The organism is Humibacter antri (assembly GCF_054777235.1).
This window is the reverse complement of sequence record NZ_BAAHAW010000003.1, coordinates 13551-31283: the sequence shown is the minus strand read 5'-3', so window position 1 is coordinate 31283 and position 17733 is coordinate 13551. Positions and strand designations below refer to the sequence as shown.

Here is a 17733-nt window from a genome sequence, read left to right as displayed (position 1 = left end):
CTCTCACAGGCGCCCTCGGTACACTCGGCGGAATGCACGACGAGTCCCCCCAGTCGCGCCGTGATCGTCGCCAGGGCGATCCCACCGAATCGGCCTTCGACGCGCTCGGCTTGAGCGCGCTCCTCGGCGACCAGACGCAGGAGAATCCTGTCGTCGAGCCCGGCGCCCCTGTCACGCAGTCGACTGTTCCGCCGACGGCGATCCAGCCGGCGGCGTCGACGATGCAGCCGGCGCCGACGATGCCGATCGTGCAGCCCGTCGTCCCGCCGCCGGTCGAGCACCCGGCGCCTGCTTCGACTGCGGTTTCCCCGCCGACGGCTCCTCACTCATTCTCCTGGTTCGCCCCGGATGCTCGTGGGCCCGTCGACCCGCAGCAAGTGTCCGCGGTCGGCGTCGCCCCATCACCGACCCAGCGTGGGCCGGCGTCGCATGCTGAGAACGTTCCGCTCCGGGCGCGCGATATCGCCGCGGCGGAATCGTCTTCGCTGGATGACGCGGACGGCGCACCCGCGCCCGCGGACAGAAGCGGGGGCAAGGGCCCGTTCGCCGACGTCTTCGCTGCAATCGGCGCCGCGTTCGCCTCACGAGGTGCAGGTCGCGCATCGGGTGGTTCGAGCTCCGGCCCAGGCGGCTCCGGCCTGGGCGGCCACGGTGCTGGAGGTCACGGCGGCGGCAACGGCGGCGGCATTGGCTCGGGAGGAACCGGCTCGGGCGGCACGGGAGCCGGGGGACCGGGACGAGGGAACGGGCCGCTGGCGGGCATCCTCACCTGGATCCGGAACAACCCGCGCACCTCGCTGATCGCGGGCATCGCCGCCGGCGTCGTCGTGCTCAGCGGGCTCTCGTTCGGCATCGGCGCTGCCACGTCGCCTGCGCGAGCGGTCAGTGCGATCGCGTCGACGAAGCCGACTCCCACGCCGACTGTCAAGCCGACCGTGCGGCCGACGCCGAGCCCAGCGCCCGCGGCCAGCAAGATCCGTACGTGTTCCGTTGCCTCGTACGCGGGCGACAGCGGATTCGGCACGCTCGAGGCGCAGGTGATGAACGCATCCACTGGCGAGGTGCTGTTCGACCGCAACGGCTCGAACCCGGCACCGACGGCCAGTGTGCTCAAGATGCTCACCGCGGCGGCCGCGTTCAGCGTGCTCGGTCCCGACTATCGTGTGCCCACCACCGTCGTGAAGGGATCGCAGCCCGGCCAGGTGGTCGTGATCGGCGGCGGAGACGTCACGCTGACCAGGCTTCCCACAGGTGAGCAGTCCTTCTACACGAACGCGCCCCATCTCGACGACCTGGCGAACCAGGTGAAGCAAGCATGGGCATCCGACCCGTCGAACGCGGGTAAGCCGATCACCTCGCTCGTCGTCGACACGTCGCTGTACTCGGGACCCGTCTGGCTGCCGAGCTGGGACGAGCACGAAGAGCGCGTGGTCGAGGGCTCCACGCCGTACATGACATCGTTCATGGTGGACGGCGACCGCGACGACCCGACCGCGGTGGAGTCGCCGCGCAGCACGGACCCGGCCGGACGCGCCGCGAACGCGCTCGCCGACGACCTCGGCGGCAACATCTCGATCAGCCAGGGCACCGCACCGGCCGGCGCCAAGCAGCTGGGTCAGGTGTTGTCGCAGCCGGTGTCCGCGCTGGCGGAACAGGCGCTGACGTACTCGGACAACACGATCATGGAGGAGCTGGCGCGCCTGGTCGCGATCAAGACCGGCGCGGGCAACAGCTTCTCGGCGATCAACGCGGGCACGCTCAAGGGGTTGCAGGCCTACGGCATCTCGGAGAACGGGCTGTACTTCGCGGACGGCTCAGGGCTGAGCGCCGACAACAGGGTTCCGGCGTCGTATCTCACGCAGTTCCTGGTGAAGGTGCTGAACCGGCAGGGTTCGCTCGGCGACATCTACGACGGGATGCCCATCGCAGGCAAGACCGGAACGCTCGGGCCCGGCTACGGCCGGTTCGACGGCTCGTTCTCATCGAACGCCGTCGGGCACGTGAATGCGAAGACCGGATGGATCAACACCTCGCGCACGCTCGCCGGCGTCATTCACGCGAAAGACGGTACGAACCTCACCTTCGCGATCTACGCGCTGAACTACGGAGGCGACGACGCGGCGCTGAACGCGATCGACAACCTCACGACGGCGTTCTACGAGTGTGGCAACAATCTCTCGAACAATTGATTGATCAGGCCCCATCGCGAAGGGGCCCGCGCGCCGAGCAGCGGCGGACGGGATAGCGATAGGGAAGGTCCGGTGAAGCAGGCACGCTCGCTTTGCCGAGCCGATTGAAGTTGTCGAGCGGCAACGCCGCAAACACGACTGATCACGGCATCCGTGTCGATCCGGATGCCGCTCGGCCGTCATCCCTTCGTCAGCACCGCGCGAGGCGGTGCGATGAGAGGATGACGAAATGCGGTACGCACTGCTGTTGCACAGCCTGGAAGCCCAGGATGCCGGAGTCTCCGAAGAAGACATGGAGCCGTTCAGGGTCGCTTTCGACGAATACGGCAAGGCGCTCGCGAAGGCGGGCGTGCTGGTGGCGGGCGAGATCCTGCGTCCGGTCGCCGACACCACACAGGTCACCCTGCGAAACGGCGGACTGGCGGTACAGGACGGCCCGTTCGCCGACACGAAGGAGAAGCTCGCAGGCACGTTCGTGATCGATGTGCCCGACCTCGATGCGGCACTCGCCTGGGCGGAGAAGTGCCCGGGGGCGCAATACGGGGTGATCGAGGTGCGGCCTTCCGCGATCTCGCTCGTGGACGGCCAGTGGGTGTGGCCGGGCTGACCGGGTCGGGGCGCGGCGGCGACGCGGACGACGCCGTTTCGAACGACGCCGTTTCGGACGACGACGCGAGCGAGGACGCCGAGAGCGCTGCGACCAGTGGAGGGCACGGCGCGACGCAGGCATCCGTCGGGGATGCCCTCGACGCCGCCGTGCACGAGTCGTACGGACGCATGCTCGCGGTGCTGGCAGCCGGTACGCGCGACATCGCGCTCGCCGAGGACTGCCTGCAGGATGCGCTCGAGCGGGCGCTGCGCTCGTGGCCCGTCCATGGAGTTCCGGACAATCCGGCCGGCTGGCTCGTCGTGACGGCACGGCACAGGATGCTCGACCGCTTCGGCTCGGCGGAACACCGCAACGCATCGCTCGAGACGGGCGTCGACGGCGAGCCCCGGCGCGAGCCTTCGGCACCTGCGCCGGACATCCCGGAACCGGACGAGATCCCGGATCGCAGGCTTGCTCTGCTGTTCGTGTGCGCGCATCCGGCGATCGATCCGGCGGCGCGCACGCCGCTCATGCTGCAGACCGTGCTCGGGCTGGATGCCGAGCGGATCGCTCGTGCGTTCGCCGTTCCGACGTCGGCCATGGCGCAGCGGCTGGTGCGGGCGAAGCGGCGCATCAAGGAGACGGGCATCCCGTTCTCGGAGCCGAACACCGATGCTCTCACCGAACGGCTGTCCGCCGTGCTCGAGGCGATCTACGGTGCGTACGCAATCGACTGGCCGCTGGTCGCGGGCACGGCCGAACGCGGCAACCCCGACTCCGATCACCGCGGTCCTGCCGCCGACCGCGACGACCGTGCCGCCGGACGGCGAGGAACAGGTTCCCTGGGCGAGCCCTTGGGCGCCTCCTTGAGCGCGGAGGCGCTGGCGCTCGCCGAGATCGCCGTACAACTGCTGCCACGCGAGCCCGAGGTGCTGGGACTCGCGGCCCTTCTCTGTCTGTCGCTGGCGCGGGCATCCGCTCGACTCGACGATCGCGGACGCTTCGTACCGGTCGACGAACAGGACGTCGCAAGGTGGGATGCCGCGCTGATCGCCCGCGGAGAGCGGCATCTGCTGACCGCGAGCAGGCTGGTGATCGACGACCGAGGGCAGCTGCGCGCGGTGGGGCGATTCCAGCTGGAGGCGGCCATCCAGTCGGCGCACGATGATCGTGCCCGGACCGGGCGGGTCGACCATCGCACGCTGGTCACGCTGCACCGCGCGCTGGTCGCCACGGCGCCCACGCTGGGTGCGCGGGTGGCGCTCGCCGCGTCGATCGCCGAGGTGGACGGAGCGGATGCCGGGCTCGCCGAGCTCGACGCGATCGGCGATCCCGCAGCGGTCCGGTTCCAACCCGCGTGGGCGACCAGGGCCCACCTGCTCGCCCACGCCGATCGACGGCTGGAAGCGGATGCCGCGTTCGAGCGCGCCATCGGCCTCACCGTCGACCCGGTGCTGCGCGCGCACCTCGAACGCCGCCGTGCCGAAACCGCGGCAGACAGCACGTGCGCGGAACTGCTCGGCGGCGCACTCCGACGAACCGTCGAGGAGCTCGAAGAGTACGCGGCGGGCATACCGACGAACGTTCCGGATGCCCTGCACCAGGCGCGCACGCGCGTGCGCAAGGTGCGCAGCATCCTCTCGGTGTACCGCACGGTGTTCGACAGGGAGGGGGTGCGCGCGCTGTCACCGTCGGTCACCGCGCTCGGAGCGGTGCTCGGAACGGCGCGCGACGCGGAGGTGCGGGCGGCGACACTTCGCGAGCGGTCGGACGACGACGCCGACCCGGTGCTCCGCGCCGCGCTGGAAGGCCCTTTGGCCGAGGCCGAGCGTCAGGCGGAAGAGGCCCGGATGCATGTGGTCGAGCACCTGGGCTCGTCACGCGGGGAAGCGGACATCCGGATGCTTCGCGCCTTCGCGGAGCATCCGGAGCCGGGACCGGATGCCGGCTCGCCCGTGCCCGATGTGGCGGGGCCGGCGCTGGCCAAGGCCGTCGGCGACGTCGTGACCGCGGCGCGGCGTGCCGAGGGACGAGGTCTCTACGAACTGCACGCGTTGCGCAAGGCGGCCAGGCGCCTCCGGTATGCGGGCGAGGCGGTGGAAGGGCTAGGGCGGTCGCACGCCGTGACGGCGGACGGATTCGGGGCCCTAGGGCGAGCGGCCGAGGCGGTGCAGGATCTGCTCGGCGCGCACCGCGACGACACCCTGCTCGCGCTGCAGGTTGCGGAGTGGTCCGAACGCTCGCCGGAACCGGCCGCCGCGCTTTTCAGGGAGCTGGCGCGAGACATCCGCCTGGACGCAGAACGGCGCCTGGCCGACCTGGACGGCCTCCTGGACGATGTGGAGCGGGCCGCGGGGAAGGCGACCGCCGAAACTTAAGGACGCTTCGTGCCGCTATTTCGCGCGATAGCGGCATCCCGCGTCCACAATTCTCTGCGCGCGCGCCCCTACTCTGGAGGGATGAGCGTCGAAGAGGCCGTCATCGTCGATATCGTGCGCACCCCAAGCGGGCGCGGCAAGCCGGGGGGTGCGCTGAGCAGCGTGCACCCGGTGGACCTGCTGGGCGACCTGCTCGCCGAACTGGTGCGGCGCAACGACCTCGACCCTGGCACGATCGACGACGTGATCGCCGGATGCGTCGGTCAGGTCGGCCAGCAGTCGTACAACACTGCGCGCAACGCGGTGCTCGCGGCGGGGTTCCCCGAACATGTGCCGGGCACGACCATCGACCGGCAGTGCGGATCGAGTCAGCAGGCGGCGCACTTCGCCGCGCAGGCGATCATGGCAGGCGCACAAGACGTCGTGATCGCGTGCGGGGTCGAGTCGATGAGCGCGGTTCCGCTCGGAACGTCGACCCTGGGCCGCGATCCGCGCGGCAGCCGTATCGAGGCACGCTACCCCGACGGACTCGTCGGGCAGGGCGTCTCGGCCGAGCTGATCGCGCAGAAGTACGGCTTCGCGCGTGACGAACTCGACGAGTTCAGCGCGCGTTCGCATCGGCTCGCGGCCGGGGCCGCCGAGGCGGGGCGGTTCGAGCGCGAACTCGTTCCGGTGCACGTGACGGATGCCGACGGCAGCACCCGCGAGATCGCCGCCGACGAGACGGTGCGGCCGGCCACCACGGTGGAGGGCCTCGCAGGTTTGAACCCGTCCTTCCGCACGGATGCCCTCGCCGCACGCTTTCCCGTCGTCGACTGGAAGATCACGCCGGGCAACTCGTCCCCGCTCACCGACGGTGCCTCCGCTGCGCTCATCATGAGCGCCCGCCGCGCTGAGCAGCTGGGGCTGACTCCCAGGGCGCGATTCCACGCGTTCGCGGTGACCGGCAGTGACCCGCTCTACATGCTGACGGGCGTGATGCCGGCGACAGCGCGCATCCTGAAGCAGACCGGTCTGAACCTCGACGAGATCGACGCGTACGAGGTGAACGAGGCGTTCGCGCCGGTGCCGCTGGCGTGGCAGAACGAGTTCGGAGCGGATCCCGACCGGCTGAACGCCGATGGAGGGGCGATCGCGCTCGGGCATCCGCTCGGCGCCACTGGCACGCGGCTGCTCGGCACACTGCTTGCGCGGCTCGAGCGCACCGGCGGCCGCTACGGCCTGCAGACCATGTGCGAGGGCGGCGGCATGGCGAACGCCACCATCATTGAACGGCTCTGACCGTATCTCCTGGGCTCGCTGCGCTCGATCGTGTCCTCGATCGAGAATGAGCCGAGTCGAACGGTCTGACAGCAGGAACACAACACGGAGGGATATATGCAGATTCAGGAATGCAGTGCGATCGTCACGGGCGGGGCATCCGGTCTGGGCAACGGCACAGCGCACGTGCTCGCCGAGGCGGGCGCCAAGGTGGTCATCGTCGACCTTCCGGGCTCCCGCGGCGAGGAGGCCGCGGCCGAACTCGGCGGGGTGTTCGCGCCGGCCGACGTGACGGATCCGGAGCAGGTGCAGTCGGCGGTCGAGAAGGCGCAGGCGCTCGCACCGCTACGCGTGGCGGTGAGCTGCGCGGGCATCGCCACCGCCGGCCGAACCGTCGGACGCGAAGGGCCGCTCGGCCTCGATGGATTCGAGCGCACCATCCGCGTCAACCTGATCGGCACGTTCAATGTCACCAGGCTGGCGGCCGCGGCGATGGCGCAGAACGACCCGGTGGACGCGCAGTCGCTTCCCGGCGTGCCTGCCACGAGCGAGCGCGGCGTGATCGTGAACACCGCATCCGTCGCCGCCTACGACGGGCAGATCGGCCAGGCGGCGTATTCGGCGTCGAAGGGCGGCGTCGCATCCATGACACTGCCGATCGCCCGCGACCTCTCCAAGCTGCTCATCCGGGTGATGACGATCGCCCCCGGCATCATGAAGACGCCGATGATGGCGGGGATGCCCGAAGACGTGCAGCGCTCGCTCGAGGAGCAGATCCCGCACCCGTCGCGCATGGGCACACCGGCAGAGTATGCGGCACTCGTTCGGCACATCGTGGAGAACCCGCTGCTGAACGGTGAGGTGATCCGGCTCGACGGCGCCATCCGCATGCAGCCGAAGTGATGCATGCGGATGGTTGAGCTTGGGCACCCAACGTCGGAGGCTCCGCGCGCCGCTTAGCGGCGTGTGGAGGGGCGTCAGGGAGCGGAACCATTCCGGCGGGGCAGGTTTCGACAAGCTCAACCAGCGGGGGTGGGTCAGGCTCAACCAGCGGGGGTGGGTCGAGCTCAACCAGCGGGGGTGGGTCACTCTCAACCAGCGGCGACGGGCGGTGGGCCCTTACTCCCCGAGCGGGCCGGAGTGGGCGTCGAGGAACGCGTACAGCTCGGCGTCGTCGACACCGGGAAAGGTGCCGGTGGGCAGCGGAGACAGGATGTGCGCGTGCAGCCGGGCGCTCGGCCATGCGTTGTCTGCCCATGACGACTCGAGCGAGGCATCCGGAACCCGGCAGCACCCCGGGTCGGGACAGGTCGACACTGCGCGCTGCGTCGTTTCGCGCCCGCGGAACCACTTGGCATCCGCGAACGGCACCCCGATCGTGATCGTGAAGCTGCCGTCGTCGCCGCGCCCGGTCTGGGTGGCGCACCAGTAGGTGCCGGCCGGGGTGTCCGTGTACTGGTACAGCTCGGTGGTGCGATTGGTCTGAGCGAAGGCGTCCCTGGCGCTCCACTTCTTGCAGACGAGCTGGCCCTCGATCGCTCCAGTGACGTCTTTCGGCAGCGGCAGACCGTCGTTCTCGTATCCCTTGTAGAGCGCGCCGTCCTCGCCGACGCGCAGGAAGTGCATCCGCATTCCCAGGTGCACCGTGATGAGGTTCGTCAGGCGCAGGGACGCCGCCTCGTGCGTCACGCCGAACGCGTCGCGGAAGTCCTCCACAGCAAGGTCGCGCTCCTTCTTCGCCTCCTGCAGGAACGCGACCGCCGCGCTCTGCGGCATGAGGCAGCACGCTGCGAAGTAGTTGATCTCCAGCCGCTGGTGCAAGAACTGGGCGTAGCTGTCCGGCCGCTCGTGTCCCAGCAACCGGTGCGCCAGCGCCTGCAGAGCCATCGACCGCAAGCCGTGCCCGCCGGGAATGGATGCCGGTGGCAGATAGATGCGACCGTTCGCCAGGTCCGTGATGGAACGTGTGGAGTTCGGCAGGTCGTCCACGTACACGAGCTGAAAGCCGAGCCGCTTGGCCATGACGCTCACCTCGCGGTGAGTGAGCGCACCGGAGACGTGTCCGGATGCCTTCACCTGCTCGTCGGCGAGCTGCTCGATCTCGGACAGGTAGTTGTCGCGGCCGCGCATCCACTCCCGCAGCTCGGTGTTCGCGCGTCTGGCCTCCTCGGGCGTCGCGATGGCCTTGCTCGCCTGCCTGGCGAGTTCCCTGTGCAGGCCGACCAGAGCCGCCAGGGTCTCGGTCGGGGTTCCCTTGGTGGGCTTCACGGCCGGGAGTCCGAGCGCCGTGTACAGCGGCGAGGCCTCAGCGCGCCGCAGCTCGAGCTCGTAGGCGGTGCGTTCGTCGGGCGGTTCGGCGACCAGCAGCGTGGCCAGATCGACGCCGATCGCTGTCGCGATGGACTGCAGCACGGTCAGCTTCGGCTCGCGTTTGCCGTTCTCGATCATCGAGAGCTGGCTCTGCGACAGCCCGACGACCTCGCTCACCCGTTCCAGAGTCAGGCCCGCGCGGGTGCGGAAGTGACGGATTCGGTGGCCGATGGTGGCGATGTCCGCGGTGTCAGCATCCATTCGTTCACGCTAGCAAAATAATCGCGATTCTTTAGCGCCGGGTTGGGCCATGGAGTGCTTGATGTGGCGCGAGAGTGAAGAGGACGGCCAGACAGGGCTTGTAATACTGCGCGACACGGCGCGAACACAGCGAGTTTCCACGAGATGAGACGAGGACGAGCGGGCATGACGATCACCCAGCGGCCGAAGACGATGCAGAACTCGACGACGCAGAACTCGACGAAGCCGCGAAGCACCTACGCGGTCGCGCCTCGACCCGCCGACATCCAACAGACCAGCCGGGCGGATGCCGAGGGCACCGGCATCCGCCCGGCTTCACCTTCGACGTCGTCGGCCGTCGGCACCACGGATCCCGCGCTGGCCGCCTGGGCCGCCGAGATCGCGGAGGTGACGCAGCCCGACGAGATCGTGTGGTGCGACGGATCGCGCGCCGAGGCCGATCGGCTGTTCCGGTTGCAGGTCGAGAGCGGTCAGCTCATCAAGTTGAACCCGGAGTGGCGTCCGGGCAGTTACCTGGCCCGCACCGACCCCGGCGATGTGGCCAGGGTGGAGGCGCGCACGTTCATCTGCTCGGAGCACGAGCACGATGCGGGGCCGACGAACAACTGGCGTGATCCCGCCGAGATGCGCGAGGAGCTGGCCGGCGTGTTCGCCGGCAGCATGCGTGGCCGCACGATGTACGTCGTGCCGTTCTCGATGGGTCCGCTGGGCGGCTCGATCTCCCAGCTCGGCGTCGAACTCACCGATTCGCCGTACGTGGTGGTGTCGATGGGCATCATGACCCGCATGGGCCGGCGCGCCCTCGACCTCATCGAGGCGGGAGACCAGTGGGTGCGCACGGTGCACAGCGTGGGATACCCGCTCGTGGATGCCACGGGCATCCGTCGTGCGGATGTCGCGTGGCCGTGCGATGAGACGAAGTACATCGTGCATTTCCCGCAGGACCGCGAGGTGTGGTCGTACGGCTCGGGGTACGGAGGCAACGCGCTGCTCGGCAAGAAGTGCTTCGCGCTGCGTATCGCCTCTCAGCTGGCGCGCGAGGAGGGTTGGCTGGCCGAGCACATGCTCATCATCAAGGTGACGTCGCCGGCCGGGCGCACGCACCACATCGCGGCCGCGTTTCCGTCGGCCTGCGGCAAGACGAACCTCGCCATGCTGCGCTCGCAGTTGCCGGGCTGGAAGGTCGAGACCATCGGCGACGACATCGCGTGGCTCAAGCCGGATGCCGACGGCCGGCTCCGCGCCATCAACCCGGAGCGCGGCTTCTTCGGCGTCGCGCCCGGAACGGGAGAGTCGACCAACCGGTCGGCAGTGGAGACCCTGTGGGGCAACACGATCTTCACGAACGTGGCGCTGCGCGACGACGGCGACGTGTGGTGGGAGGGGCTCACCGACGAGCCGCCCGCGCATCTGATCGACTGGCTCGGTGAGGACTGGACGCCGGATTCGGGGCGCCCCGCGGCGCATCCGAACTCCCGGTTCTGCGTCGCTGCCGAGCAATGCCCGACGATCGCCGACGACTGGGAAGACCCGGAAGGCGTGCCGATCGACGCGATCGTCTTCGGCGGGCGCCGCGCATCGAACGTTCCGCTCGTGCTGCAGGCGCGGGACTGGAAGCACGGCGTGTTCCTCGGCGCGACCATCGCGTCGGAGCGAACCGCCGCCGCGGAGGGCACGGTGGGCGAGCTGCGCCGCGACCCGTTCGCGATGCTGCCGTTCTGCGGCTACAACATGGCCGACCACTGGGCGCATTGGTTGAGCATCGGCGAGAACCTCGGCTCGAAGGCGCCGGCGGTGTTCCAGGTGAACTGGTTCCGCAAGGGACCGGGCGGGTCGTACCTGTGGCCGGGGTTCGCCGAGAACATGCGTGTGATCGCGTGGATGGTCGGCCGGCTGGAGGGCACGGCCGGAGCCGTGGACGCGAGCGTGGGGCGTCTGCCGGCGCGGGCATCCCTCGACGTCGACGGACTGGAGCTGGCACCGGATGCTCTCGACCGGTTGTTCGAGATCGACCCGGATGCGTGGCTGGCCGAGTGCGACCTCACCGAGCACTTCTTCGCCCGGTTCGGCGGCCGGGTGCCGGCCGCGATGACGGCCGAACTGGAGTCGCTGCGCTACCGCCTGCGGCACTGAGTCTCCGCGGAATGCCCCCGTGGGTTGAGGGAACGCCAGGTGGGTTGAGGGAACGCCAGGTGGGTTGAGGGAACGCCCGCCGGTTGAGGGAATCCCCGTGGGTTGAGGGATTCCTCGTGGGTTGAGGGATTCCTCGTGGGTTGAGGGATTCCTCGTGGGTTGGGAGAATCCTCGTGGGTTGGGAGAATCCCCGTGGGTTGAGGGATTCCCCGTGGGTCGAGGGAATCCCCGTGGGTCGAGGGAATCCCCGTGGGTTGAGCTTGTCGAAACCCGAGTCCCGGTGCTGGGCTGGTTTCGACAAGCTCAACCAGCGGGGGCGTCTCAACCAGCGGGGGCGTCTCAACCAGCGGGGGCGTCTCAACCAGCGGGGGCGTCTCAACCGGCGAGTGCCGTCTCAACCGGCGGGTGTGGTCTCAACCGGCGGTTCTGGCCAGCGCGTCGTCGAGCACCTGCAGCACGTGCCGGTATTCGTGGCCCGTTGCCCGGGTCATCCCGAGTTCGCAGGTGCGGTTGAGCGATGCGTGTTCGGCGCTGCCGATCCGCGCGACCTCGGCCGCCTCGGCCGCAGTCGCGCTAGCGGTCAGCTCCGGATGCAGCATGCCGCGGTCGCCGGCGAACGCGCAGCATCCCCAGTCCTCCGGCACGGTCACTCGTTCGGCTGCGGCCTCGGCCACTCGCACCAGTGCCGCGTTCGCGCCGATCCGGCTCGATGAGCAAGTGGGATGCAGTGTGAGGGAGTCGACTCTCCGGCCGGCCGGAAGCTTCGGCAATACGTGTTCGTCGACGAACTCCACCGCATCGACGACTCGGATGCCGTTCGCCGCGGCCGCGGACAGCATGACGTCGAGACCTTCGCTGCACGAGGAGGCGTCGCACACGACCGGCAGCCTGCCGGCATCCGTTGCAGCCAGCAGCGTCGTGACGACGCGCTCAGACATCGCCGCGTAACCGTCGGTGAGGCCCTTCGACTTCCACGGCGTTCCGCAGCACAGCGAGGGGATGCCCTCGGGCGTCGCGACCTCCACGCCGGCGCGTTCGCACAACCGCAGGAACGACTCGGAGACGCCGTCGCCGCCGACCGGGCCGAACATGGTGTTCGTGCAGCTCGGGAAGTAGACGGCCACCGGATCCGCGGCATGGATGGGCCGCCTCTGGGTCCCGCCGCCGGGAAGCTCGGGGGAGTATTGCGGCACGGTGTCGGCACCCAGCACGGAGCGGGCTACCCGGGTCGCCAACTCCGGCAGCACGGCAGGCATCGCCTTCGCGACCGATAGGGCCGCGCCGCCCGCACGCGACGTCGCACCCCAGTGCTTCGCGGTGGCCGACCACATGGTCTGTTCGACGCGTCCGTTCGCCTCAGCACGCAGGTGGCGCACGAGGTCGCCCGTGTTGATCAGCACAGGGCACGCCGTCTGGCACATGCCGTCGACCGCGCAGGTCTGCACACCCTCGTATTGGTACTCGCGCTCGATGGCGTCGACGAGATCGGCGTCGCCGGCATCCCGGGCCTGTTGCAGTTCGCGTCGCATGACGATGCGTTCGCGCGGCGTGAGTGTGATGTCCTTGCTCGGGCAGACGGGTTCGCAGTACCCGCACTCCACGCATCGATCGACCTCGGCCTCCACCGTGGGCGCGACCTTCAGGTGCTTCAGATAGGTCTCGTCGTCGTTGGTGAGCAGCACGCCCGGGTTCAGCAGCATGCCGGGATCGATGAGTCGCTTCAGGTCCCACATCACCGCGTAGAGCTCGTCGCCGTACTGTCGGCGAACGAAAGGCGCCATGATCCGCCCGGTGCCGTGCTCCGCCTTGAGCGTTCCGCCCTGGGAGAGCACCAGTTCGACCATCTGCTCGGTGAACGCACGGTAGCGCTCGATCGCGGCCGGGCCGTCGAAGCGTTCGTTGACCAGGAAGTGGATGTTGCCGTCTTTCGCGTGCCCGAAGATCACCGATCCCTCGTAGCCGTGCTCGTCGAACAGTGCGATGAGGCGGGTGCAGGTCTCGTTCAGGCGCTCGACGGGCACCGCGATGTCTTCGAGCAGCGCGGTCGTGCCGGACGGCCGCGCCCCGGCCACCGCCGTGTACAGACCCTTGCGGATGTGCCACAGATCGGCGCGCGCACGGGCATCCGTGGTGAGCTCTCCCGGCCGATCCAGCGGGAGACCGGCCAGCACGTCGTGCGCCCGGGCGGTGCGGGCATCCAGCTCCTCCGCGGTCTGCTCCTGGAACTCGACGAGCAGCGCGGCATGATCGGTGACGGTGAGGCCACGCAGGTCGTCGGGCGCTTCAGGATCGCGCTGAGCGACGCGCAGCGAGGCCGCGTCGAGCAGCTCGATCGTCGCGAATCCGGCGTCGACCAGGGCGGGCAGCGATGCGGTCGCCTCGGCGAGCGACGGAAAGACGAGGAGCCCGGTCGCCGCGTGCGGCAGCACGGGAACCGTGTGGAACGTCGCCTCGGCGACGAACGCGAGCGTGCCCTCCGAGCCGACGACGAGGTGCTCCAGGATGCGCACCGGCTCGTCGTGGTCGAGAAAGGAGTTGAGCCCGTAACCCATCGTGTTCTTGATCGAGTGCAGCCTGCGCAGCGTCGCCACGGACTCCGGATTGCCGCGCACCCTGTCGCGTAGCTCCAGCAGACCCTGCTCGATGCGCGGTTCCCTCGTGCGCAGCAGCTCGGGTGCGTCCGCGGCGGATGTGTCGATGACCGTGCCGCTGGGCAGTACGAGCACGGCGCTCTGCAGGGTGCGATACGTGTTCGCGTGGATGCCGCACGACATCCCGCTCGAGTTGTTCGCGACGACGCCCCCGATCGTGCACGCGATCTCGCTGGCCGGGTCCGGGCCCAGCCTGCGACCGCGCCGCGCGAGCCGGGTGTTGACCGCGCGAACGGTCGCGCCGGGCTGGGTGCGCACACGCTCTCCGTCATCGAGCACCTCGATGGTGCGGAAGCGCCGGCGGGTGTCGATGACGACGCCCGCCCCGCCCGCCTGCCCCGACAGGCTCGTCCCGCCCGAGCGGAACGTCACGGGAACCCCGTGGGCACCGCACACGGCGAGAACGCCCGCCACCTGGCCGGCATCGCCCGCGAGTGCCACGGCCTGCGGCACCAGCCGGTAGTGCGATGCGTCGTGCGCGGCAGTGAGCCGATCGGTGGCGGTGCCGCCGACGTGGGCGGAGACGGCTTCCAGGCTGTTCAGCAGGCCGGGGGATGCCGTCACGCGTTCGTCCATGTCATCCTCCAAGCGAGTCGGGAAGTGCTGCACAAATATGCGCTCGCATAGATAAGCACATCACACCAGCAGCTGGTGCTTCGCCAGCTCCCGGTAGAGCGGTGTCGACTCCACGAGCTCCGAGTGCGTGCCCACGCCCACGACACGGCCCCTCTCGAGCACCACGATCTGGTCGGAGTCGACCACGGTCGAGAGTCGGTGTGCGATGACGATCAGCGTGCGATTCTCCGCGACCGCATCGATCGCCTCGCGCATGAGCTGCTCGTTGCGGCCGTCCAGGCTCGAAGTGGACTCGTCGAGCAGCAGGATGGGCGGGGCGGCCAGCAGCGCGCGCCCGATCGCGAGCCGCTGGCGCTCGCCGCCGGAGAGCATCACGCCGTCTTCGCCGACCGGCGCATCCAGGCCCAGCCGGCTGCGCTCGAGCACGTCCGTGAGGTTCACGGCGTGCAGTACTTCGATGCACTGGGCGTCGGTCGCATTCGGCGTCGCGAGTGTGAGGTTGTCGCGGATCGAGCCGGCCAGCACCGGCGCATCCTGCTCCACGTAGCCGATCTGCGCGCGCAGCTCGACGCGGTCGACGGTGCGCACGTCCAGGCCACCCATCGAGATCACGCCACTCGTCGGGTCGTAGAACCGCTCGATGAGTGCGAGGATCGTGCTCTTGCCCGCCCCGGAGGGCCCGACGAGCGCCGTGCGCTTTCCGCGGGGTGCCGCAAAGCTCACGCCGTGCAGCACTCCCTGCTCGATCGTGGTGGAAACGGATGCCGTCAGCCCGGTCACCGAAATCGCGCTGGTGGTTTCGCCGGTGAGGGCTTCGGCCTGGGCGACGGCATCCTTGCCCTCGAACGCCTCCAGTGCTTCCGCGGCGGTCGATTCGGCGGTACGCACTCGTCGGCCGTGTTCGCGGCCCGACGTGCGATCCGGCACGTTCCCCGCGCCGCCCTCGCCGCCCGTGCCGTCGCCATCATCCCCTCTGGAGACCCGCGCGGCGACGACAGCGTCGGGGTAGGCGAACCGCACGTCGTCGAAGGCGATGGCAGGGGCATCCGGGTTCACGGCGGCGTTCGCCGGGCCGACTATCACGGCGCGCTGTTCGGCCGGGAGATCGTTCGCATCCTCGCTCGGCAGTTCGATGATCTCCTGGATGCGCCCGAGCGCGCCGAGGGCCGAGTTCACCGACGTGAACGCGCCGAACGCCTGACCGAGCGGCAGGATCATCATGAACAGGAACAGGATGAACGCCACCAGGTTCGCCACCGTGATGGCGCCGCTGGCGACGCGGTATCCGCCGACGCCGAGCACCACGAGGAACGACACCTGCATGGCGATGCCCGCCACCGGCACGACCAGCGCCGAGATCTTCGCGACCTTCACGCCCATGCGGTACGCACCGGTGGCATCCTCCTCGACGCCCGCGATCTCGCGCTCGGTGGCGCCTGCTGCACGAATCGTGCGCACCGAGCTGATGGCCCGCTCGACGGATGCCGCGAGGTCGCCGACGCGCTCCTGCGCCTTGCGGCTGGCGATGCGGATGCGACCGGAGAGCAGCACCACCACCGCGATCGACACGGCGATCACGAGCACGGTCAATCCCAGCAGCACGGGGTCGATGATGAGCATCGCGATCAGCGCACCGATGAATGTGAGGGAGCCCCCGATCGCCTCGACGAGACCTTGCGTCAGCACGGCACGCAGCAGCGTCGTGTCGCTGCCGACGCGGGAGACGAGATCGCCGGTGCGGCGCGCATCGAACTCGCTGATCGGCAAGCCCAGCATGCGTGCGACCAGGCGTTTGCGAGAGGAGAGCACGACGCTCTCACCCGTGCGCTGGAGCAGGTAGTGCTGGTATCCGGAGATCAGGCCCGAGATCACGACCAGAGCGACGAGCGCCCAGACCAGTCCGCCGAGCGCTCTGCCGCCCTGCACGACGCCGATCACCTGGCTCACCAGCAGCGGCTGGGCGAGGCTGGCCGCTGCGCCGAGCACGCTCAGCACCACGACGATGGTCATCGTGGCGCGATGCTCGAAGATGTAGGGCAGTAGCTGACCGAAGGTGGCGCGGGGGCCGTCATCCTTCTGCGGACGACCGAACCGAGGGCGCGCTGGCGCGGTTGTGCTCATGGGGGCTCCGTATCCGAAGGTGGCGCCGGAAGACTACCAATGCGCGCTGCACGTGCCCCTTGCGCATGCGGCAGAAGCGCGTGCGGCAGCGCGTGCGCAGAAGCGCGTGCGGCAGATCGGAGAAACGCCGGCGCATGTGGCGCATATGGCGCGGATGACCCGTCACGGGCCGCGTCGTCGGCGTGTCTCCGAAATACCGCACGGTGCTGTCGCTCGGCACCGCACCGCGCCGCACCGCACCGCACCGCGCCGCACCGCACCACACGGCACTGGCGCACCGCATGTCACCCGTTCGCGTTACGTTGGTGAGCGTGTCTTCGCCGGTGATCGTCGCAGCCGACCTCGTCAAGCAGTACGGGGAGGTCACGGCCGTCGGCGGCATCACCTTCGAGGTGGCGCCGGGGGAGTCGTTCGGCCTGCTCGGCCCGAACGGCGCGGGCAAGTCGACGACGATGCGCATGGTCGGTGCGGTCTCCACCCGCACCAGCGGACGGCTCGAGATCCTCGGCCTCGATCCCGACCGATTCGGTCCGGAGATCCGGTCGCAACTCGGAGTGGTGCCGCAGTCCGACAACCTCGACGAAGAGCTTCGTGTTCGCGAGAACCTCATCGTGTACGGCCGCTACTTCGGGCTGCCGATGGCGAGGGTCCGCACCAAGGCCGACGATTTGCTGGCGTTCGCGCAACTGCAGGACAAGGCCAAATCGAAGGTCACGGACCTCTCCGGCGGCATGAAGCGGCGGCTCACGATCGCGCGCGGGCTCATGAACGACCCGCGCATCCTGCTGCTCGACGAGCCGACGACGGGCCTCGACCCGCAGGCGAGGCACATCTTGTGGGACCGACTCTTCCGGCTCAAGGAGCAAGGCACGACCCTCGTGCTCACCACCCACTACATGGACGAGGCGGAGCAGCTCTGCGACCGCTTGATCGTCGTCGACAACGGCATCATCATGGCTGAGGGCACCCCCTCATCGCTCATCAGAGAGTACTCGACGCGCGAGGTGCTCGAACTCCGATTCGGTTCAGATCGCAATGCGGAGATGGCGGAACGGCTGCAGGATGTCGGCGACCGGGTGGAAGCGCTTCCCGATCGTGTGCTCGTCTACACGGCCGACGGGGAGGCTGAACTTGCGCGGCTCACCGAGGCGGGCATCCGTCCGCTCACCTCGCTCGTGCGCCGCTCCAGCCTGGAGGATGTCTTTCTGCGGCTGACGGGAAGGTCGCTGATCGAATGAGTGCTGCCAGCTCCAGCACGCCGGAAG

10 protein-coding genes are annotated in these 17733 nt (G+C 69.3%); 7 read left to right on the top strand and 3 right to left on the bottom strand.

What is annotated here, in order from left to right; all coding sequences use genetic code 11:
- Positions 1-32: 32 nt before the first annotated feature.
- The 5 genes from ACYVDK_RS02430 to ACYVDK_RS02410 all read left to right on the top strand — a co-directional run bounded on the left by ACYVDK_RS02430 (position 33) and on the right by ACYVDK_RS02410 (position 7319).
- Positions 33-2189 (top strand): D-alanyl-D-alanine carboxypeptidase/D-alanyl-D-alanine-endopeptidase, encoded by a 2157-nt coding sequence (locus ACYVDK_RS02430; protein ID WP_460517439.1) that lies wholly within the window; start codon positions 33-35, stop codon positions 2187-2189.
- 229 nt (positions 2190-2418) lie between these two features.
- Complete coding sequence (locus ACYVDK_RS02425; protein WP_460517437.1) at positions 2419-2796, top strand: YciI family protein; 378 nt, start codon at positions 2419-2421, stop codon at positions 2794-2796.
- A complete protein-coding gene (locus ACYVDK_RS02420) occupies positions 2778-5156 on the top strand; it encodes a CHAD domain-containing protein (protein WP_460517434.1) in 2379 nt (792 codons plus the stop codon). Before ACYVDK_RS02425 ends, ACYVDK_RS02420 begins: the two co-directional genes overlap by 19 nt.
- Positions 5157-5237: 81 nt before the next feature.
- Entirely contained in the window at positions 5238-6437 is a 1200-nt protein-coding gene (locus tag ACYVDK_RS02415) for a thiolase family protein (protein WP_460517432.1), read from the top strand.
- A gap of 96 nt (positions 6438-6533) precedes the next feature.
- The gene (locus ACYVDK_RS02410) at positions 6534-7319 is read left to right on the top strand and encodes a 3-hydroxyacyl-CoA dehydrogenase (protein ID WP_460517429.1); all 786 of its coding nucleotides are present in this window, start codon (positions 6534-6536) and stop codon (positions 7317-7319) included.
- Between the two features lie 216 nt (positions 7320-7535).
- On the opposite strand, the gene ACYVDK_RS02405 is transcribed toward ACYVDK_RS02410, so the two are convergent.
- Positions 7536-8987 (bottom strand): helix-turn-helix domain-containing protein, encoded by a 1452-nt coding sequence (locus ACYVDK_RS02405; RefSeq protein ID WP_460517427.1) that lies wholly within the window; start codon positions 8985-8987, stop codon positions 7536-7538.
- A 192-nt stretch (positions 8988-9179) separates the two neighbouring features.
- Here ACYVDK_RS02405 and ACYVDK_RS02400 point away from each other — a divergent pair, with 192 nt between their 5' ends.
- Complete coding sequence (locus tag ACYVDK_RS02400; protein WP_460517663.1) at positions 9180-11120, top strand: phosphoenolpyruvate carboxykinase (GTP); 1941 nt, start codon at positions 9180-9182, stop codon at positions 11118-11120.
- 413 nt (positions 11121-11533) lie between these two features.
- Here ACYVDK_RS02400 and ACYVDK_RS02395 read toward each other — a convergent pair whose 3' ends face one another.
- The gene (locus ACYVDK_RS02395; RefSeq protein ID WP_460517425.1) at positions 11534-14347 is read right to left on the bottom strand and encodes an FAD-binding and (Fe-S)-binding domain-containing protein; all 2814 of its coding nucleotides are present in this window, start codon (positions 14345-14347) and stop codon (positions 11534-11536) included.
- Positions 14348-14407: 60 nt separating this feature from the next.
- Positions 14408-16468 carry an ABC transporter ATP-binding protein gene (locus tag ACYVDK_RS02390; protein WP_460517423.1) on the bottom strand — a complete coding sequence of 687 codons (2061 nt, stop codon included), beginning with the start codon at positions 16466-16468 and terminating at the stop codon, positions 14408-14410.
- A gap of 311 nt (positions 16469-16779) precedes the next feature.
- On the opposite strand from ACYVDK_RS02390, the gene ACYVDK_RS02385 reads away from it, so the two are divergent.
- Positions 16780-17706 carry an ABC transporter ATP-binding protein gene (locus ACYVDK_RS02385; protein WP_460517660.1) on the top strand — a complete coding sequence of 309 codons (927 nt, stop codon included), beginning with the start codon at positions 16780-16782 and terminating at the stop codon, positions 17704-17706.
- Positions 17707-17733: the final 27 nt, after the last annotated feature.